Here is a 19825-nt window from a genome sequence, read left to right on the forward strand (position 1 = left end):
CCGCGCATTGCAAGCGCTTGCGCAAGCGACGTGGCGTCGTAATGGCCTGCCGTCGCGGGCGTCCTCGGGCCGGGGCTTGCGGAGGTGGCCGATTCCGGCCCTGACAACAGCCGGCAACCTGCCTATGTTGAGGCCCTGCGCCGCCTGCCCGACGGGCCGCGCGACACCCCGAGGACAGCCCATGTTTGCCTGGTTCGAGCGGCGCATCGCGCCCTATCCCGATGACCCGCCGCAGATGCCGCCTGCGACGCTGGGACGGTTCATGCTGCATTACAGCCGGGGCGCGTTGCCATGGCTCGTGCTGCTGGGGCTCGGGTCGGGTGCCATGGCCGTGATCGAGGTCGCGCTGTTCGGCTGGCTGGGCGAGATCGTCAACGACCTGTCCGCCACGCCCCGCGACCAGTTCTGGGACCTGCACGGGGGGCGCATCCTGTTCATGGCGGTGGTGCTTCTGCTGGTGCTGCCGCTCTTGAACGCGGTGTCGACGGTCATCATGCACCAGACACTCATGGGCAATTTCCCCCAGCGCATCCGCTGGCAGGCCCATCGCTACCTGCTGCGGCAGTCGATCGGGTTCTTCAACGACGAGTTCTCGGGCCGGATCTCGCAACGGTTGATGCAGACCGCGCTGGCCGTGCGCGAGGTCGCGATGAAGCTGGTCGACGTGGGCGTTTACGTATCGACCCTGTTCCTGTCGGCGCTGGTGCTGGCGGCGACGCTGGACTGGCGCCTGGCCCTGCCCTTCGCCACGTGGGCCGCGGCCTATGGCGTGATGCTGTGGGTGATCGTGCCGCGGCTTGGACAGGTCGCGCAACGTCAGGCCGACGCGCGCGCGGGCATGACCGGACGGTTCGTCGACAGCTATACCAACATCGCCACGGTAAAGCTGTTTTCCCATTCCGACCGGGAAGAGGCCTGGATGCGCGAGGGGATGGACCGGTTCCTGGGCACGGTCCATCGCCAGATGCGGCTGTCGGCGGCGCAGGACATCTTCCTCAACACGATCAACGTGGCGCTGGTGGCCGCGGTGACGGGCATCGGGCTGTGGCTGTGGTCCGCGGGCCGGGTCGAGGTCGGTGCCGTGGCCGTGGCCGTGCCGCTGGCCCTGCGGCTCAACAACATGTCGCACTGGATCACCTGGGAATTCGCCGCGCTATTCGAGAATATCGGCACCGTGCGCGACGGGATCTCGACCCTGTCGCTGCCGCGCGCGGTGCAGGACCGCCCCGGCGCCGCGCCGCTCGTGCCCGTCGCGGGCGAGATCCGGTTCGACAGCGTGACCTTCCGCTATTCCGGCGCCGACGATGCGCGGCCAATGGCGGTGCTGAACGACCTGACGCTGCATGTCCGTCCCGGCGAACGGGTGGGCCTCGTGGGCCGCTCGGGTGCCGGCAAGTCGACGCTGGTCAACCTGCTGCTCAGGCTGCACGACATCGACGCGGGCCGTATCACCATCGACGGGCAGGACGTGCGCGAAGTTACGCAGGACAGCGTGCGCGCCGCCATCGGCGTCGTCAGCCAGGACAGCGCGCTGCTGCATCGTTCGGTGCGCGAGAACATCGCCTACGGCCGCCCCGAGGCCAGCGAGGCCCAGATCGAGCAGGCGGTCGCAATGGCCGAGGCGCAGGAATTCGTTCCGGGCCTCAGCGATGCCGAGGGGCGGCGCGGTCTGGGCGCCCACGTGGGCGAGCGGGGCGTGAAGCTTTCGGGCGGCCAGCGGCAGCGCATCGCGATCGCCCGCGTGGCGCTGAAGGATGCGCCGATCCTGGTGCTGGACGAGGCGACCAGCGCGCTCGACAGCGAGGTCGAGGCCGCCATCCAGTCGCGCCTGTCCGTTCTGATGGAGGGCAAGACCGTGATCGCCATCGCGCACCGGCTGTCCACCATTGCCGCCATGGACCGGCTGGTTGTGATGGATGGCGGCCGCATCGCCGAGCAGGGCACCCACGCCGAGCTGTTGGCGAAGGGCGGACTTTACGCCCGGCTGTGGCAACGCCAATCGGGCGGCTTCCTGGCAAGCGAGGACTGAACCGACCTCAGACCGGTGACACGCCGTTCACGTTCAGGAACACCGAGTAGAGCGACGTGGTCCCGCAGATGAACAGCCGGTTCAGCTTGGCGCCACCGAAGCAGACATTGGCCACCAGCTCCGGGATGCGGATCTTGCCCAGCAACCGGCCATCGGGCGCGTAGCAATGCACCCCGTCGGCGGCCGAGGTCCAGATTCGGCCATCGCGATCCACGCGGAAGCCGTCGAAGAACCCGGCGGTGCATTCGGCGAAAACCTCTCCCCCCGACAGGGTGCCATCCTCGGCCACCGCGTGACGGCGGATGTGCTTGGGTCCGCCCGGCGTGTGGGTCACGCCGGTATCGGCGATGTAGAGCACGCTTTCGTCGGGCGAGAAGGCCAGCCCGTTGGGCTTCATGTAGTCGTCGGCGGCGATGCTGATCCGGCCGTCCGGCGCCACGCGATAGACGTGGCATGCGCCGATCTCGCTTTCGGCGCGGGCGCCCTCGTAATCCATCAGGATCCCGTAGCTGGGATCACTGAACCAGATGGAGCCGTCCGATTTCACCACCACGTCATTGGGCGAGTTCAGGCGCTTGCCCTCGTAGCGGTCGGCGATGACGCTTACGCGGCCGTCATGCTCGGTGCGGGTGACCCGCCGCGACAGGTGCTCGCAGGACACCAGCCGGCCCTGCCGGTCGACCGTGTGCCCGTTGGCATTGCGCGACGGCTCGCGAAAGACGGAGACCCTGCCGTCGGTGTCGTCCCAGCGCAGGATGCGGTTGTTGGGAATGTCGGACCATAGCAGGTAGCGCCCGGCGGCGAACCAGACCGGACCTTCCGACCAGCGCGCTCCGGTCCACAGCCTCTCGACCCGCGCGTGGCCGATCAGGCAGGACTCGAAATCAGGGTCGATGGTCTCGAACCCGGTGCCTTCGATCTCTCCGTACATGCGTTTACCTTCCTTGGCTCGATGCGGCTGATCCTGGCTACGGATCGGCCCTTCGGGCAGCGGCAGGCGATCTCCCCCACCCCTGGCGGTCAACGGCCGGGTGGCGCTGCCGTTCCGATCAGGCGGCCTCGTCCCGACCTGCGCCCACACGGCTCCGGTGCGGACCGAAGAGACAGGCGAGCCCCAAAATGACGCCGGACACGGTCGCGATCATTCCGGCCGCGCTCACCGCGTTCTGCGCCCCGAACCAAAGCGGCCCGTAGCCCGCGAAGACATAGCCCAGGATGGCCGACAGCGTGGCGAAGGCGACCGACCACCAGACCTGGTGCGCCAGCCGGTTGGTCATCAGCCGCGCGGCGGCGGGCGGGCAGATGAACATGGCGATCACGATGATCGAGCCCACCGCGTCGAAGGCCGCGACGGCGGCCACGGCCGCGGTGACCATCAGGCCGAAGCCCACCGCCGCCGCCGGGATGCCCAGCGCCTGCGCGAAACCCTCGTCGAAGGTCGCGATCTTCAGCCAGCGCCAGAAGACCAGCGTCAGCACGACCACCAGCGCACAGACCAGCGCGATGCGCGGCAGCTCGTCCGGCAGGGAAGCCAGCGCCGCCGGATCGAGGAGCGAGCCCCACCCATCGGCCCGAAACCAGATCAGCGACTCGAGATTGCCCATCAGCGCGTGCTCGACATCCAGGTGAACCTGGCTGGTGTCGGTCTGCTCGAGGATCAGCACCCCGGCCGCGAACATGGTGGTGAAGACCACGCCCATGGCCGCGCCCGGCTCGATCTGGCCCAGGCGCTTCACCGCTTCGATCAGGATGACGGCCAGAATGGCCGCGCCCGCCGCGCCAATCATCATCGGTATCGCGGCGACCATCCCGGTCAGCAGGAACGCCACCACGATGCCGGGCAGGACAACGTGGCTGATGGCGTCACCGATCAGGGCCTGGCGCCGCAGGATCAGGAAGTTTCCGGGCAGCGCGCAGGCGATGGCCGCGAAGATCCCGATCAGGATCGGCGTCAGCGAGAACTGGACGAACTCGGCCCCCATCACACGTCCCCCAGGCCCATGGGCGGGCCGAGCCGTCGGTCGAACTCGTCGATCTCGTCACGGGTGAAGACCTCTTCGATGGGGGTCAGCCCGTCGTAGCGGCCCGTCAGCCCGGCATCCTGGTGCACCTCGCGCGCCACGTCCCAGCGGCGTTCGTCACGGGCGACCTTGGCGGCCTGCGCGCGGCCCGCATCGGTCGGCACGCCGTCGGGGCGCACCAGCCCCTCGCGCGCGAGAAGCCGCACGGTATAGGCTTCGCGGATCGGGTGCTGCGCCGCCAGGGCCAGAAGCCCCTGCCGACGGTGCACCCGCGCCTGGAACCGGCGGTGCCGCATCACGGCGGCCAGCACACCGCGACCGGGAGCGAAGAACAGCGACACGACGAAGATCGCCGCGGCGACCAGCACGATGATCGGACCGGTGGGCATCGACGGGGCCGAGGCCGAGATCACGGCCCCCAGGTATCCCGAGGCGCCGCCCGCCGCCCCGGCGATCCAGATCACGCGGTGCGACCGGTCGGTCCAGAAACGGGCGGTCACGGCGGGAATGATCAGCATGGCGACGATCAGGATCAGTCCGACCAGTTTCAGGCCGATCACCGTCACGGCCATGACGAGGCCCATCATCAAAAGATCGATCCGCCGCACATCGTATCCCATGGCGGCGGCGTATTCGCTGTCGAAGGCCACCAGCGTCATCGGGCGGCGCAGAAGCCAGGTGGCCAGCACCGTCAGCGATCCGCCCACAGCGATCACCACCGCGTCCTCGAACAGCATCCCGGCGGTCGAGCCCAGCAGGAAGGTTTCCAGCCCCGCCTGCCGGCCCGCGCTCATGCTTTGCACGACGGTCAGAAGAACCACACCCAGCCCGAAGAACACGCCCAGCACCGCGCCGATGGCCGCATCCTCGGCCAGCCGGGTGCGCCGGGTGATCCATTCGATCAACAAGAGCCCGATCCACGCCGTCAGCGCCGAACCCGCCAGCAGGCCCAGCAGGCTGCGCCCGTCCCCGCCGAGCCAGACCATGACGATGAAGGCGATCCCGACGCCGGGAAGGGTCGCGTGGGCCACGGCATCCGAGACCAGCGCGCGTTTCCTGAGAAACAGGAACGTCCCGGCCGATCCGGCGGCAAAGCCCAGCAGCGCAGCCCCGATCGACACCAGCGCGGCGTTATAGCCCGCCTGCAGGAACAGCGCGTCGAGGAACGTCTGCATCACGCCCCGCCGGTCGGCGACAGCTCGTCGAGGTGGGTGGCAGCCAGCCGCCCGCCATAGGTCGCCTGAAGGTTCCCGGTCGTGAAAGCCGTGGCGACAGGCCCCTCGGCAATGCGTCGCACGTTGATGAGGAAAACGTGGTCGAAATAGTCGCGGACGGTCGACAGGTCGTGGTGGACGGCGACCACGGCCTTGCCCTCGGCCTTCAGCGTCTTCAGCACGTCGATGATCGCGCGCTCGGTCGCGGCATCCACGCCCGCGAAAGGCTCGTCCAGCAGGTAGAGATCCGCGTCCTGCGCCAGCGCGCGCGCCAGGAACACGCGCTGTTGCTGGCCGCCCGACAGCTGGCCGATCTGGCGATGGGCGAAATCCGCCATGCCGACGCGGTCAAGACAATCCCGCGCGCGGGCCGTCATCCTGCCCGAGAGCCGGCCCAGCAGCCCGACCCTGCGATACAGCCCCATCTGCACGACATCCATCACGGTGGTCGGGAAGTCCCAATCGACGCTGGCGCGCTGGGGAACATAGGCAATCCGCTCGCGGGCCTTCTCGATGGCCTGGCCGAAGACGTAGACATCGCCGGACAGGAGCGGGATCACGCCCAGCGACGCCTTCAGCAGCGTCGATTTCCCGGCACCGTTGGGGCCGATGATCGCCGACATGGATTCCGCCGGGAAGGTCGCGTCGACCGAAAAGACGGCAGGCTTCTCGCCATACGACACGGTCAGGCCGCGGACCGCCAGTGGCGCGCCCGAGGGCACGGCGACAGGCCGGGCGGCCCGTCCGTTTTCGGCTGCGATGGTGGGCTGGTGGCCAGGGGTCATCGGGGAGGCCATCAGTTCAGCAGGTCCCGCATCCCGGCCTCGGGCGCCTCGCCGCCCAGCGCCCGGGCGATGGTCGTCGCGTTCGAGTCGATCATGCCGATATAGGTTCCGCGGTAGGTGCCCGGTTCACCCATGGCGTCGGAATAGAGCTCGCCCCCGATGGCGACCTCGTGCCCCTCGGCGGCGGCGCCTTCGATCAGGGCGCGGATGTTGCGGTCGCTGACCGAGGTCTCGACGAAAACGGCGCCGATGTCGCGCTCGACCAGCAGGTCGACCAGGTCCGAGACACGGCGCAACCCCGCCTCGCTTTCTGTCGAGATGCCCTGGATGCCGATGACCTCGAAGTCATAGGCCGCGCCGAAATAGCCGAAGGCATCGTGCGCCGTGACCAGCACGCGGCGGTCCGCGGGCACCGACGACAGGGCCTCGGCGGTATAGTCGGCCAGGTCGGACAGCTCGGACAGGTAGTCTTCGGCATTGGCGGTGAAGGTGTCCGCGCCCTCGGGGCGCACCTCGATCAGGGCATCGCGCACGGTTTCCACCACGCGCGACCACAGCTCGGGCGTCATCCACAGGTGCGGATCATAGCGGCCGTCGTAATCCGCACTGCCGATCAGCCGGTCCGCGGGAACGCCCTCGGCCACCGCGACCACCGGCTGGTCCCGGCCCAGTTCGAGCAGGAACTCCTCCATCTGCGCCTCGAGATAGAGACCGTTCCACAGCACGAGGTCGGCATTGGCCAGCGCCACGATGTCGCTGCGGGTCTGGCGATAGGCGTGCGGATCGACACCTGGCCCCATCAGGGCCCGCACGTCGACCAGGTCGCCCCCGACTTCGCGCGCGGCATCGGCGATCATGCCGGTCGTGGCGACGACCGACAGACGCTCCTGCGCGGCGGCCATGCCAGCGGCCTGCGCAAGGCCCATGGCCGTGACGAGTGCCAGAAAGGCTCTCCTGCCAAGGATCATCGGTAGCTCCCGCTTCATCGCAGCCGACGATCCGACTGCCCTATTGCAAGAGCTAGTGTCGGGCGGCGGTCACGTCAATGCACCTGCGAAGCATTCGCAACAAACGGGCGCACTCGGCTGGTCGGATTACCGGACATCCGGCGACCTGGCCGCTCTCAGCCGCCGAAGCCTTCGACCAGCGCGTCGAACACCACCCGCAGGCGACGGGAGCGTGCGATGTCGCGGTGGGCGACGATCCAGACAGGAAAGTCGATCGGCGCGAAACCAGGCACCGCGCGTTCGACTTGCGGATCGGAATCGCCGATCCGGTCGTCGAGGATGCCGAGCCCCAAACCGCGGCGTACCATTTCCCACATCACCGTGAAGTTGCGGCAGCGGTACGGAAAGTTCTCCGGCGTAAGGGGAAAGCCGCGCGCATTCAGCAATCCCATCAGGCTTCCAGCCGCGTCGATCTCGATGAATTCCGCCGCCGAGAAGCCGGCCGCATCCGCCGGACGCCCCAGCCGGTCGAGATAGGCCGGCGCCGCGAACAGCCGGGCCTGCGCGTCGCGCACGCGCCGGGCGATCAGGTCGGGCTCGGACGGGCGAACGTTGCGCACCGCGATGTCGGCCTCGCGGCGCGACAGGTCCGACAGGTCGTTCGAGACGACGATCTCGACGCGGATTCGCGGCTCGGACCGGTGCAGCCGCTCGAGGATCGGGGGCAGGAGATACCCCGCGTAGGCGTCCGAGGCCGAGATCGCCACGTCGCCTTCGATCGCCTCGGTCTGACCCCAGGCCGCACGCGACAGGGCGCGCGCCCCCTCGCCCATGACACGCGCATGATCGAGCAGCTCGTGACCCGCCGGTGTCAGCCGCAGGCCCCGGCCCGTCCGTTCGAACAGCGCGACGCCAAGCTCGGCCTCCAGCGCCTCGACCTGGCGGCCCAGCGTGGGCTGCGCCAGTTTCAACGCCCGGGCGGCGGCGGACAGGGACCCTTCCTCGGCCGTCACCAGGAAGGCGCGGGCCCGGTTCCAATCGAAGGTGACGCTGCGCCAATCCATGCGAATACGCATATCAGCTCGGCAATTCCGGTCAATTCCCTGCATCTTCGCAGAGCATTAGACACCCTTCAATATCGCTCACACTGAAAGGAGGCCCGCCATGCACGCTTTCCAGGATCCAACCTCCCGCGCCTACGCTCGCGTGACCGGCGCGCTGTATCTCGTGATCGCCGTCGCCGGCGGGTTCGCCATCCTCTATGTCCCCGGCCTGCTGAACGTGCCCGGCGACCCGGCGGCCACCTTCGCCAACATCGCCGAGCGCCGCGGCCTGTTTCACGCGGGGCTGGTCGGCGACGTGGTGATGATGACCGCCGAGGTGATGGTTTCGGCCATGCTGTTCTTCATGTTCCGCACCGTGAACCCGACGCTGTCGCTGGCGGCGGCCTTCGCGCGGATGATGATGGTCGCCGTGATGGCGGCGATGCTGTTCTTCCACGCCGCGTCGCTGGCGCTGGCCGACGGCACCGTGCCGCTGGACAGTTTCAGCATGGCGCAGAGGGTCGAGCTTGCGGGGCTCATGCGCCATGTCCACGACGCGGGCGTGTGGATCTGGCAGGTCTTCTTCTGGCTGCACCTGTGGCTGCTGGGCACGCTGGTGATGCGCTCGGGCCTTTATCCCCGGCTGCTGGGACTTGGACTGATCGTCGGCGGCACCGGATACCTGGTGGACAGCGTGCAGATGTTCGCCCTGCCCGAGGCCGGCTGGCTGGCCGCCGTGAAGGTCGCGCTGCTGCTGGTGGTGACGGTCTCCGAGCTGGGCTTTGCGCTGCTGCTTCTGCTGCGCGGCCCCCGCCCGTCGCGAACGGGCGCCGTCGCCGCCTGACACCCGGTCGCCACGGGCGGCGCCGGAACAGCGCATTGACAGGTGGGCGCTGATCGGTGAAACGTTTCAATGAAGCGGACGCGGGGGACCTGTGGCGGCACCGGAAGACAACGCACGAAGCCGTCGGGCCACGATAAAGGACGTGGCGCGGCTGGCCGCCGTGTCGGTGGGAACGGTGTCCCATGTCCTGAACGACAGCAAGGGCGTCTCGAGCGCGGCGCGCAAGGCCGTGCTCGACGCCGTCGAGACGCTGGACTACCGGCCCAACAGCCTGGCGCGATCGTTGATCGCCCGGCGCCCCCGGAACGAGGTATCCGCCCGCCCCGACCGGCCCCGGCTGATCTGCGTCGGCTATATCTCGATCGATTACATGGTGCGGATCGGCGAGGTGCCGTCTCCCGGCGCCCGCACCACGTCACACTCCATCGACAAGATGCTGGGCGGCCCGGCCGCCAACGTCGCCGCCTTCGCCGCCGGACTCGGCGCGCCGCTGGACCTGTCGGTCGAGCTGGTGACGCGCCTTGGCCACGACCCCGACAGCGTCTGGGCGCTGGAAGAATTGGCCGCCCGCGGCGTGGATGCGAGCGGCGCATTGCAGGAGCCGGGCACCCGCCTGTCGCGCTGCATCGTGCTGGTCGAGGATGGCGGCCGCCGCACCATCGTGAACGAGCCCCTCAACATCCCGGCCGAGCTGCTGGCACGCCGCCTGACCGTCCACGACGGGGCGACCGCGCCGGCCTGCGTCCATTTCGACGGCTTCCATCTGGGCGCGGCGGAAGAGGTCGCGGCCGACCTGCACGCGGCGGGCTTCCGCATGGCGCTGCATGGCGCGGGCCTGCCCGAGACGCGGCGCGGCCGCGACGACATGGCCGGGCTGCTCGGGACCTTCGACCTGCTGGTCCTGAACCGCGAAACCCTGGACGCCTTCGCCCCGGCGGTGCCCGAGGCGGCCGACGCGCCCGAGCGGCTGTTCGGCCTTTCCGACGATGCGCGCTGCAAGGCGCTTCTCATCACCGACGGCGCGGCGGGCGCGACGCTCTACCGCCCCGGCGAGACCCCGTTGCATTGTCCCGCCCCCGGCATCGACATGGTGGATGCCACCGGCGCGGGCGACGCCTTCACGGGCATCTTCCTGGCCGCCTGGCTGTCCAGCGGCGACGCGCCCCGGGCGCTGGAGCTGGCGACGCGCGGCGCCAGCCTGTCGCTGGAATCCATGGGGGCGCAAGGCCGCATCCCGACCGCCGCGTCCCTGGGCGTGGCCGATACGACCACCGAGACCGCGGGGGCTGAGCGCTGACATGACCGACGTATCGGGCGCGCCCCGCCTGTTGTGCGTGGGCGACATGGACATGGACATCATCCTGCGGGTGCCGAAGCCGCCGGGGCCCGATCAGAAGGTCGACGGCGAACGGGTGCTGCAATGCCCCGGCGGCATGGCCGCCAACGTCGCCGTCGCGGCCCGGCGCCTGGGCATGCCGACCCGGCTGCTGGCCGCCGTTGGCGACGACGCGATGGGCGCCGAGGCGCGCGCGGCACTGGAGCGGGAGCGTCTGGATCTCGACCACCTTGCGGTGCGACCGGGCGCGGCCACGTTCTTCTGCGTCATCATGGTGGACGACCGGGGCGAGAAGTCGCTGGTGAAGGCGCTGAGCCCGGCCTACCTGCCCCGGCCCGAGGACCTGACCCCGAAAGCCTTCGACGGGATCGCCCACCTGCACATGACCTTCACCCGCCATGACCTGGCGCTGCGTGCGATCGAGCTGGCGCGCGCTGCCGGCGCCACGGTGTCGCTGGATCTCGAGGCGGCGGACCTGGACAGTTCGGGCGGGTCGGTGCGCGCGCTGGTGGAGGCCGTGGACCTGCTGTTCCTGAGCGCGCAGAGCCGCCCGGCCGTCGAGGCCGCCATCGGCCCGGTGGGCGACCGCGCTGACCGGACCGTCGTGACGACCATGGGCGACGCGGGCGCGCGGGTGGAACGCGGCGGACGCGAGGTCGCCCGCCTGCCCGGCCACACCGTCCCCGTGACCGACACATCGGGCGCGGGCGATGCCTTCGCCGGCGCCTTCCTGACCGCGCGGCTGGACGGGGCAGACGACGCAACGGCCCTGCGCTTCGCCAACGCCGCGGCCGCGCTGTCGGTCCGGGCCTACGGCGCGCAGACCGGGCTGCCCGACCGCTCCGAGGTCGGGGCCTTTCTTGACGCCCGAACACCGAAGGACACCCATGCCTGAGAAACGGTTCGATTTCGCAGCCGAGATGACCGAGCGCGGCTGGCCCGCCCCCGACGAGACCACCATGCAGGGTCTTCTGGACATCGTGGACGAGGGCACGCTGGGCGCGTCCAACCACGTGACGCTGGCCCTGCCACTGGTCGCCCGGCTGGCCGCCGCAGACCGACCGACCGCGCGGGACGAGGCGCTGGCGCTGGCCGAGTTCATCGCGCGGACCCGAGGCCAGGGCGCGCCCATCGTCGCCAACGCGCTGCGCTGGCAGACGGCCGGCGCGTCCGAGCTGGACCCACGGGACGCCGCGCGCCTGCTGTCCGACCGCGCCGCCGAATGGGAGGGCGCCGCCGCAGCGCGCCGCCGCGCCCTGATCGAGGCGGGTGTCACCGCCTTGGCCGGAACGCGCGCGCCGCTGATCTTCGATTATTCCAGCACCGTGGCCGACCTCGTTCGCGCGCTGGCGAACGGTCCCGGCCTGGACCGGATCATCATCCCCGAAAGCCGCGCCATCGACGGCGGCCGGCGCTACATGACGGCGCTGTCCGACCTGGGGGTCGAGATCGCCTTCCTGCCCGACGCCGCGCTGGACTACGCGGTGACGCTGTCCGACGCGGTGCTGCTGGGCGCCGAAAGCGTCACGCGCGACGGCGGTATCAGCAACACCGTCGGCTCGACTCCCGCGGCGCGGGCGGCAATGGCGAACGGCATCCCCGTGCACGGCGCCGCGGACCTTTTCAAGGTGGGCGACCGGACACGGGACGAACTGCCGGCGCCGCCGCTTCGCCGCTATGACTTCCTTCTGAAACCGGGCGAGACGGCCACGACCGCGGCCCCCGAGCTCGAGATCGTGCCGCCAACCCTGGTGACGTCGATCCTGACCGAAATCGGCCCGGTCCGCCCGGCTGACCTAGGGGGCGCGGTAGACCGGCACCGGGGCAACGGGGAGATCCAGCCATGAACGCCTCCGAAAGCCACGCGCTGATGGCGCGCGAACTGGACGAACAACCCAACATACTGGCCGAGGCGGCGCGCGCGCTTGTCGGCACGGCGTCCCGCATCGCGCTGGACCGGACGCGGCCCGTCTGGGTCGGCGGCTGCGGCGACAGCCTGTTCGCCGCGCGGGCCATCGCCCACCACGCCCGCAGGACAGGGATCGATATCCGCCCGGCCTCGGCGGCCGAGATGCTGTGGGACGCGCCCATCGCGGCGGGCGACACGGTCATCGCCATCAGCCTGTCGGGCGGCACGCGTCGCACCGTCGAAGCCCTGAGCGCCGCCAGCGCACGCGGCGCCCGCACCATCGCGATCACGCTCAGGCCGGACAGCGCCCTGGGCAAGGCTGCGGACGATGTGGTCGCGCTGCCCTACACGCCGGTGAGCCGGGCGATCCCCCACGGGCTGGACTACCACGTGACGCTGCTGGCGCTGGCATCGCTGATGGACGATCCGGACCCCGATGCCATCGCGACGCTGTTCCACGGCCGAACCCCGTGCGCACACGCGGCCGCGGACGCTGCGGCGACGGGCATGGCCTCCGACGGCCGGTTCTTCTTCCTGGGCAGCGGTGCGGCCCTGGGGTCGGCCGAGTACGGCGCGGCCAAGATGCACGAAGCGGGCGGTCTGACGGCCTTCGCCTTCGAGTCCGAGAACTTCGCCCACGGCGCCCAGTTCATGCTGCGCCCCGGCGATCACGCCACCCTGTGCGGCGCCGACGCGGCCGGAGACGCGCGCACCCTGTCGCTGCGCGACGGTTTGGACCAGCTGGGCGTCGGGCATCAGCTGGCCGGGTTCGACGCGCCGCTGGGCACGCTGGGCGCGGCTTTCGATGCCGCGCTGACCTGCCAAGCGCTGTGCCTGGCGGTGGCGCAGGCGCGCGGCCTGAATGTCACCGACCCGGCGAACGGGTCGGGTGCGGATGCGGTGCAGAAGGACTGGTTCGGCTGGACCGCCCCGTGATCAGGAGGCGGCCCGGCGGGCCGCCGCGCGCAGACGATCGCCCACCGCGTTGTCGGCCATGACGCTGCCGATCAGCAGCACCCCGATCGCCGCCAGCTGCCACGCCTGCGAGATGTTGGCGAGCTGCAGCGCGACCTGGAGCGTGGTGACGATCAGCACCGCGAGCACGGTGCCCGAGATCCGGCCGATCCCGCCGAAGATATGCGCGCCGCCCAGCACGGCGACGGTCACCGACAGAAGCTCCATCCCCTCGCCCGCGTCGGGTCGCGCGGCCTGGAACCACGACAGGGTCATGATCGCGGCCAGCCCGGCGATGACCCCGCTGAGGCAGTAAAGCCCGAAGCGCAGCCTCCAGACCTTCACCCCCGACAGGAACGCGGCGCGTTCGTCGTTGCCGGCGGCGTAGATATGGCTGCCGATCCGGGTGCGCGACAGCATCACGTGCAGCACCACGGCCAGCGGGACGAAGACCACCCACATGTGAACGGGGATGCCCAGGAACCGGCCCTGCGCCAGACCCGCGAACCAGTCGGGGATGCCCCCGATGGGCGCGCCGCCGGTCAGCGCCAGCGCCAGGCCCGAATAGGCGAAGAAGGTGGCGAGTGTGCCCATGAGCGACGGCACCTTCAGCACGCAGACCAGCACGGCGTTCACCGCGCCCAGCAGGCCGCCGATCACAAGGCCCACGGCGCAAGCCAGCAGCAGCGGCACCCCGGCGCCGAACATCGCGGCGATGGCAAGGCCCACCAGCGACATGGTGGCGCCGACCGACAGGTCGATGCCGGGGCCGCCCGACAGCATCACCAGCGTCTGCGCCATGCCCAGCACGCCCAGGACCGGCACGTATTGCAGCAGGTAACCCACGGTGGAGCCCTGGAGGAAATGCGGCGACAGCAGCGCCCCGGCCACTCCGGCAAGCACCAGCAGCCCGGTGAGGAACACCATGCGTTGCGTCAGCGGATCCTTCATGACGTCCTCCGGGTTTCCAGCGCGTCCAGCACGAGGACCACGATCAGAAGGCCACCGATCACCACGGTTTCCCACAGCGACGACACCCCGATCAGTACCAGCCCGTTCTGGGTCATCTTGATGAACAGCACGCCCATCAGCGTGCCCAGCAGGCTGCCGATGCCGCCCCGGATGTTGGCGCCGCCGAGGATCGTGGCCGCGATGGCCTCGAGCGCGATGTTGGTGCCGATGTTCACCTCGACATTGCGCAGCCGCGCGACGTAGAGGACCGCCGCCAGCCCGGCGAAAAGCCCCAGAAGCGCGTAGGCCTGGATCTTGGTGCGGTCCACCCGGATGCCCACCAGCCGCGCCGCATGCTCGTCACAGCCGATGGCCACCACCCGCTGGCCCCACGGCGTGCGCCGCAGCATGAGCCACGACAGCCCGTAGATCGCGCCGATCACGAACAGACCCGAGGGCAGACCTAAGAACTCGCCGAGCACAAGGAAGGACAGGGTGTTGGGCAGGCCGCTGATCCAGACGCCGCCGATCACCAGGAACAGGACGGCGATGAAGATGTACATGGTGCCTAGCGTTGCCACGATGGGCGGCACGCGCGACTTGGCGATGATGGCGCCGTTCATGGCGCCCAGCGCCGCCCCAGCAGCCAGGCCGATGGGCACCACGACCATGTCGGGCATGTCGTATTGATAGGCCCGTCCGATCAGCACCGCCGACACCGCGACGATGCCGCCCACGCTCACGTCGATCCCGCCCAGGATGATGACGATGGTCATCCCGGCGCAGATTACGGCCAGATCGACCGAGTTGCGCAGGATCGTGGTCAGGTTGCGTTCGGACAGGAAGAATTCGGATTGGCTGGCGAAGATCGCGACGAGAACGCCCAGCGCGATCAGCAACAGCACCTCCCGGCCGATGCGGATCGGCCGGGAGATCACAGATGCGCGGTTGCGCGCGTCCGAGGCTTCAGAAGTCAAAGTCGTCCACATTCTCTTCGGTGAACACGGCGGGCGGTCCCAGCAGGATCACGTCGTTCTCGGGCAGGTACTGGATGGTCTGCTCCAAGCCGTCGACCTCGAAATCCTCGGTGATCTCGCCGCCATCGACCAAGTGGTCGCCGACCCAGACGGTCAGGTAGCCCAGCTCGGCCGGGTTCCACAGCACCGAGAAGGGCATGGCGCCCGACTTGATGTATTCGCGCGCGGTGTTGGGCGAGCAATAGCCGGCGGTCAGCACCTCGCCCACCAGCCCGGCCGCCTCGACCGCCTGGGCGATGCCCGGGCAGGTGGTCGAGGCCATGCCCAGGACCGCCTTCAGGTCGGGGTTCCGCGTCATGGCGTCGGTGGCGAACTGGTAGGCCCGCTGCGCCGTGCCGTCGGTGTGGTCGACCGACACGATCTCGATCTCGGGATAGGCCTCGGCCGCGCGTTCCTCGATGGCGGCGATCCAGTTCTGCATCGACTGGATGGTGGGCGAGTCAGACACGATCGCGATCTTGCCGCTTTCGCCGATGCGCTCGACCGCCTCATCCAGCAGGGTGTAGCCCAGGTCCTGGTCCAGGGCCTGCGCGACGAAGAACTGCCGGTCGCTGCCCGGCGCGTCCGCGTCCGAGGTCAGCACGACGATCCCGGCCTCGAGCGCGCGCGCGATGGCGGGCTTCAGGGTTTCCTCGTCCAGGGGCGAGATCGCGATGACGTCGAAGCCCTGGTTCACGAAGCTTTCGAAGATGCGCAGCTGGTCCGCCGCGTTGGTGCTGGTCGGACCTTCCTGGACGTACTCGACGCCCAGTTCCTCGGCCGCGCGCTGCGCGCCCTCCTCCATCGCGACGTAGTAGGGAATGCCCGCGATCTGGGGTATGAACGCGATCTGCGTGGTGTCGTCCTGCGCGGCGGCGGGGATTGCGGTGGCAAGCCCCAGTGCGGCGCCCAGCGACAGTGATTTCGTCAGTGACATGGAAAGACCTCCGTGATGGGTTTGTCTTGGTTCAACCGGCCGCAACCGGGCGCCGTTTGGTCTCGGCCGCTCCGGTGATGTAGCCGACCACCTCTTCGGGGGTGGTTTTCTGGGTTTCGAGCAGCCCGATCCGCTGACCGCGCCTGAGCACGGTGATCCGGTCGGACACCTCGAACACATCCTGCACGTTGTGCGAGATGAGAATGACGGACTTGCCCTGGCGCCGCAGGGTCTTGATGAACTCCAGCACCTTGCGGACCTCGGCCACGGCCAGTGCGGCGGTGGGTTCGTCCATGACGATGACGTCGGCGTCGATATTCAGCGCCCTTGCGATGGCGACGCCTTGCCGCTGACCGCCCGAGAGGTATTCGACCCAGGTGTGGATGTCGGGCACATGGACGTCGAGCTCTTCCAGCAGCTCGCGCGAGCGGCGATGCATGGCGCGGCGGTCGAGGAACGGGATGCCGGCCACGCTGCGGGTGATCTCGCGGCCGAGGAAAATATTGTCGGCGATGGTCATCTTCCCGGCCAGGGCCAGTTCCTGAAAGATCGTGGCGACGCCGCGCGACCAGGCATCCTGCGGCGAGGTGAAGCGCACCGGCTCACCGTCCAGCCGCATGACGCCCTCGTCGGCCATGTGAGCGCCGGCCAGCGTCTTGATCAGCGTCGACTTGCCGGCCCCGTTGTCGCCCACCAGCGCCATGACCTCGCCCCGGCGCAGCTCGAAGTCGACGTGGTCCAGGGCCACGACGCCGCCGAACCGTTTGACGATTCCCTCCATCGACAGCTTCAGCGTCTCGGTCATGTCAGGTCGCTCCGGGTTGGGGCAGTCCGTGGTGTTCGGCGTGAATTGAAACGTTTCACTTTCCGCACTGTCATCGCAGCGACGCCGCCGTGTCAAATCCTTTCTGCGGTTTCGGCGTCCCGCGGCGCGGGGCCCGGCAGGCCGAGAAACGGGCGAAAACCGCCTGGATCGGCCGCGCGAAATTCGCCGCGACGACACCCAAGCCACCCCGACTCCGAAGCGGCTGACGCAATTTCGCGCATCCGTGCCGCGAAAACAGGCGTGGCCCGCACGCCACCGCACGCGCGCCCATTGCCCGGCCCCTGCCGCGCCCTAAGCCTTCCAAGCGATCCAGGGAGAAATATCTTGCCCCATGACGCGGCCTTTGCCGTTCCCGGCGACCTGAACGCCACCACCGGCGGATACCACTACGACCGCAGCCTGATCGAGGCCGTGCGCCGCGCCGGGCACGGCATGCGCCCCGTGGTCCTGCCGGGCGATTTCCCCTTCCCGACCGACACCGAGATGGCGCGGGCGGCCGACATGCTGGCCGCCCTGCCCGGCAACGAGGTCGTCATCATCGACGGTCTGGCCTTCGGCGCCCTGCCCGACGCCGCGGTCGCGCGGATCGCGGCGCCCATCGTGGCCTTGGTCCATCATCCGCTGGCCCACGAAAGCTACCTGCCCCCCGAGACCGCCGCGCGCCTTGCCGCGCAGGAGCGGCGCAATCTCGCCCGCGCGGCGCATGTGATCGTCCCCAGCCCGCATATCCGCGACGTGCTGCTGGCCGATTACGGCGTTGCAGAGAATGACGTGACCGTCCTGCGCCCGGGCCGCAGCGGTGAGCCGCGGCCGTCGACCGAAAGGGCGAAGGACGACCCGCCGCTGATCCTGTCCGTGGGGCTGCTGCACCCGCGCAAGGGTCACGACACGCTTGTCGACGCGCTGGCGATGCTTGGTGATCTGAAGTGGCACGCGGTGATCGTCGGCGCGCCCTGGCAGGACGGCTTCGAAACCCGGCTGCGCGACCGCATCGCCGGCGCGGGGCTGACCGGCCGGGTCGAGATCGCGGGCCGGGTCCCCGACGACCGGCTGCGCGATCTCTACGACCGGGCCCATCTGTTCGCGCTGGCCACCCGGTACGAGGGGTACGGGATCGTCTTCGACGAGGCGCTGCTGAGCGGTCTGCCCATCGTCGCGACCATGGCGGGCGCGGTGCCGGGCACCGTGCCGCCTGGTGCGGGCCGGCTGGTGCCGCCCGACGACCCTGCCGCCTTCGCGACCGCGCTGCGCGGCCTGTTGAGCGATCCCGTGGCCCATGCGGGTGCCACCGGGGCCGCGCGCAGCGCCGCCCGTGACCTTCCCAGCTGGGACGACACCGGGCGGGGACTGCTGGCCGTTCTCGACCGCGTGACGGGGCGGGCGGCATGAGCGGACGGGAGGAAGACCTTGCGCTGGCCGTGGAGCTTGCGCGCGAAGCGGGGGACATCCTGCGCCATCACTGGCAGAACCGCGCGACCTTGCAGCCGCAATCCAAGCGGGCCGGCGATTTCGTATCGCAGGCCGATCTCGCGTCCGAGCGGCACCTGCGCGACCGGTTGCAGGCCGCCCGCCCCAGGGACGGCTGGCTGGGCGAGGAAACCGGCGCCGGCGCGCCCGCCCCGCGCCGCTGGATCGTCGACCCGCTGGATGGCACGACGAACTTCCTGCACGGGCTGGGCCATTTCGCGGTGTCCATCGCGCTGGAGGATGACGGCGGCCTCGCGCTCGGCGTCGTGCATGACCCGCTGCGCGGCGAGACCTTCGCCGCCACCCGCGACGGTCCCGCCACCCTGAACGGTGCCCCCATCGCGCCGTCCCCGGGTGGCGACATGACCGCGGCGCTGTTCGGGACCGGCATCCCCTTCGGTGACATGCCCCATATCGACGACCACGCGGCAGACATCGCCCGGATCGCCCCGCATTGCGCCGGGGTGCGCCGGTTCGGCGCGGCGGCGCTGGACCTCGCCTACGTGGCGGCCGGGCGGCTGGACGGGTTCTGGGAACGGCGGTTGCAGCCATGGGACATCGCGGCCGGGATTGTCCTGCTGCGGGCCGCCGGGGCGCGGGTCGAGAGCTGGACGCCAGACGGCCCGCCCGAGACGACGGGTGACGTCATCGCCGCCGGCCCGGACCTGTTCACGCCTTTCGCCCGGATCATCCGCGGGGGGTGACTGCCACTAGTGCGACGCGACCCGGGCGAAAAGATCGCCGGACTCCGCGTCCTCGGGCAGACCGGCCAGCCAGGCCTTCGCGGCATCGGCATCGCGCCAATCGGGCCAGAGGAACGCGCCCGTCTCGCCCTGCACGGGGTTGAAGCGATAGTCGCCCAGCGCGCACAGCCGGTCGATCACGCCGACGGTGAGCTTGGGGAAGGCGGGCAGGTATTCGACCGACAGCATCGGCAACGGCTGCGACAGGCCCGACAGGACCTCGATCTCGAAGCCCTCGACGTCGATCTTCACGTAGGACGGCATCCCGTGACGCGCGATCAGGCCGTCCAGCGTCACCATCTGCACCTGCTGGCGCCTGTCCCAGCTGACATGCTCGAACCCGTGCGCCTGCGACGCGCCGCCGACGAAGCCGGTGGCCAGCGACGACACGGTCGGGTGGCGCGACGACACGGCCATCTCGGCCACGGTCTCCTCGGCGCCGATCGCGGCCTCGACCAGGGTGATGTCGCGCGGCAGGGTGCGGCGCAGGAACCCGGCGAAAGGGGCCTGCGGCTCGAAGGCGACGACCCGGGCGCCCGCCGCCCGCATGGCCCGGGCCCGCGTTCCCATGTGCGCGCCCACGTCGAAGACCAGATCCCCCGGCGTCAAAACGCCGCGATAGAACCGCCGCCAGGCCGCAATCGTCACGGGGTTGTGATAGATCAGGAACGACCTCAGAAAGCCCAGCCAGTGCTGCATCGGGGCGCCTTTGCGATGAATCATTGGTTGAGGGGCATTTAGCGCGCCCCGCCCTGCGTCCAGTGGCCTCACCCCGCGGGCCGGCGGAAACGCGTCGCGCAGCT

General features: G+C 69.9%; 19 protein-coding genes. 8 read left to right on the forward strand and 11 right to left on the reverse strand.

Going from position 1 to position 19825, the window contains the following annotated elements; translation table 11 throughout:
* Positions 1 to 181 precede the first annotated feature (181 nt).
* Entirely contained in the window at positions 182 to 2029 is a 1848-nt protein-coding gene (locus BMX96_RS05635) for an ABC transporter ATP-binding protein (RefSeq protein WP_091844623.1), read from the forward strand.
* Positions 2030 to 2036: 7 nt separating this feature from the next.
* Here the strand turns inward: BMX96_RS05635 and BMX96_RS05640 are convergent, their stop codons facing one another.
* From BMX96_RS05640 to BMX96_RS05665, 6 genes are all read right to left on the reverse strand, one after another.
* Positions 2037 to 2960: an SMP-30/gluconolactonase/LRE family protein gene (locus BMX96_RS05640; protein WP_091844624.1), complete on the reverse strand. Its 924-nt coding sequence runs from the start codon at positions 2958 to 2960 to the stop codon at positions 2037 to 2039.
* 118 nt (positions 2961 to 3078) lie between these two features.
* Complete coding sequence (locus BMX96_RS05645) at positions 3079 to 4011, reverse strand: metal ABC transporter permease (protein WP_091844625.1); 933 nt, start codon at positions 4009 to 4011, stop codon at positions 3079 to 3081.
* The gene (locus tag BMX96_RS05650; RefSeq protein WP_091844626.1) at positions 4011 to 5225 is read right to left on the reverse strand and encodes a metal ABC transporter permease; all 1215 of its coding nucleotides are present in this window, start codon (positions 5223 to 5225) and stop codon (positions 4011 to 4013) included. The genes BMX96_RS05645 and BMX96_RS05650 overlap by 1 nt, the downstream gene beginning before the upstream one ends.
* The gene (locus BMX96_RS05655) at positions 5225 to 6049 is read right to left on the reverse strand and encodes a metal ABC transporter ATP-binding protein (protein WP_091844627.1); all 825 of its coding nucleotides are present in this window, start codon (positions 6047 to 6049) and stop codon (positions 5225 to 5227) included. Before BMX96_RS05655 ends, BMX96_RS05650 begins: the two co-directional genes overlap by 1 nt.
* Before the next feature lie 11 nt (positions 6050 to 6060).
* Positions 6061 to 6975, reverse strand: coding sequence for a metal ABC transporter solute-binding protein, Zn/Mn family (locus BMX96_RS05660; RefSeq protein ID WP_236736974.1), 915 nt, complete (start codon positions 6973 to 6975; stop codon positions 6061 to 6063).
* Between the two features lie 197 nt (positions 6976 to 7172).
* Entirely contained in the window at positions 7173 to 8060 is an 888-nt protein-coding gene (locus tag BMX96_RS05665; protein ID WP_236736975.1) for a LysR family transcriptional regulator, read from the reverse strand.
* 100 nt (positions 8061 to 8160) lie between these two features.
* Here BMX96_RS05665 and BMX96_RS05670 point away from each other — a divergent pair, with 100 nt between their 5' ends.
* From BMX96_RS05670 to BMX96_RS05690, 5 genes are all read left to right on the forward strand, one after another.
* Complete coding sequence (locus BMX96_RS05670) at positions 8161 to 8883, forward strand: DUF4386 domain-containing protein (RefSeq protein ID WP_091844630.1); 723 nt, start codon at positions 8161 to 8163, stop codon at positions 8881 to 8883.
* Positions 8884 to 9025: 142 nt separating this feature from the next.
* Positions 9026 to 10180 carry a PfkB family carbohydrate kinase gene (locus tag BMX96_RS05675; RefSeq protein ID WP_330220630.1) on the forward strand — a complete coding sequence of 385 codons (1155 nt, stop codon included), beginning with the start codon at positions 9026 to 9028 and terminating at the stop codon, positions 10178 to 10180.
* 1 nt (position 10181) lies between these two features.
* Positions 10182 to 11114 carry a carbohydrate kinase family protein gene (locus tag BMX96_RS05680; protein WP_091844632.1) on the forward strand — a complete coding sequence of 311 codons (933 nt, stop codon included), beginning with the start codon at positions 10182 to 10184 and terminating at the stop codon, positions 11112 to 11114.
* Positions 11107 to 12066: an eIF2B alpha/beta/delta subunit family protein gene (locus BMX96_RS05685; protein WP_091844633.1), complete on the forward strand. Its 960-nt coding sequence runs from the start codon at positions 11107 to 11109 to the stop codon at positions 12064 to 12066. The genes BMX96_RS05680 and BMX96_RS05685 overlap by 8 nt, the downstream gene beginning before the upstream one ends.
* On the forward strand, positions 12063 to 13064 hold the full coding sequence (locus tag BMX96_RS05690; RefSeq protein WP_091844634.1) for an SIS domain-containing protein: 1002 nt from the start codon (positions 12063 to 12065) through the stop codon (positions 13062 to 13064). The genes BMX96_RS05685 and BMX96_RS05690 overlap by 4 nt, the downstream gene beginning before the upstream one ends.
* Here BMX96_RS05690 and BMX96_RS05695 read toward each other — a convergent pair whose 3' ends face one another.
* The 4 genes from BMX96_RS05695 to BMX96_RS05710 are packed head-to-tail and all read right to left on the reverse strand — an operon-like array spanning position 13065 to position 16791.
* Positions 13065 to 14033 (reverse strand): ABC transporter permease, encoded by a 969-nt coding sequence (locus BMX96_RS05695; protein WP_091844635.1) that lies wholly within the window; start codon positions 14031 to 14033, stop codon positions 13065 to 13067.
* Positions 14030 to 14971 (reverse strand): ABC transporter permease, encoded by a 942-nt coding sequence (locus BMX96_RS05700; RefSeq protein ID WP_175481666.1) that lies wholly within the window; start codon positions 14969 to 14971, stop codon positions 14030 to 14032. The genes BMX96_RS05695 and BMX96_RS05700 overlap by 4 nt, the downstream gene beginning before the upstream one ends.
* A 28-nt stretch (positions 14972 to 14999) precedes the next feature.
* Positions 15000 to 15986, reverse strand: coding sequence for an autoinducer 2 ABC transporter substrate-binding protein (locus BMX96_RS05705; RefSeq protein ID WP_073130247.1), 987 nt, complete (start codon positions 15984 to 15986; stop codon positions 15000 to 15002).
* A gap of 31 nt (positions 15987 to 16017) precedes the next feature.
* The gene (locus BMX96_RS05710; RefSeq protein ID WP_073130252.1) at positions 16018 to 16791 is read right to left on the reverse strand and encodes an ATP-binding cassette domain-containing protein; all 774 of its coding nucleotides are present in this window, start codon (positions 16789 to 16791) and stop codon (positions 16018 to 16020) included.
* A gap of 345 nt (positions 16792 to 17136) precedes the next feature.
* Between BMX96_RS05710 and BMX96_RS05715 the strand changes: the two genes are divergently transcribed.
* Together BMX96_RS05715 and BMX96_RS05720 are read left to right on the forward strand one after the other, a co-directional pair.
* The gene (locus tag BMX96_RS05715) at positions 17137 to 18201 is read left to right on the forward strand and encodes a glycosyltransferase family 4 protein (protein WP_091844637.1); all 1065 of its coding nucleotides are present in this window, start codon (positions 17137 to 17139) and stop codon (positions 18199 to 18201) included.
* Positions 18198 to 18983 (forward strand): inositol monophosphatase family protein, encoded by a 786-nt coding sequence (locus tag BMX96_RS05720; protein ID WP_091844638.1) that lies wholly within the window; start codon positions 18198 to 18200, stop codon positions 18981 to 18983. Before BMX96_RS05715 ends, BMX96_RS05720 begins: the two co-directional genes overlap by 4 nt.
* Before the next feature lie 6 nt (positions 18984 to 18989).
* Here BMX96_RS05720 and BMX96_RS05725 read toward each other — a convergent pair whose 3' ends face one another.
* Positions 18990 to 19745 carry an FkbM family methyltransferase gene (locus BMX96_RS05725; protein WP_236736976.1) on the reverse strand — a complete coding sequence of 252 codons (756 nt, stop codon included), beginning with the start codon at positions 19743 to 19745 and terminating at the stop codon, positions 18990 to 18992.
* Positions 19746 to 19825 lie beyond the last annotated feature (80 nt).

Source organism: Palleronia pelagia, assembly GCF_900110115.1.
Classification (GTDB): domain Bacteria; phylum Pseudomonadota; class Alphaproteobacteria; order Rhodobacterales; family Rhodobacteraceae; genus Palleronia; species Palleronia pelagia.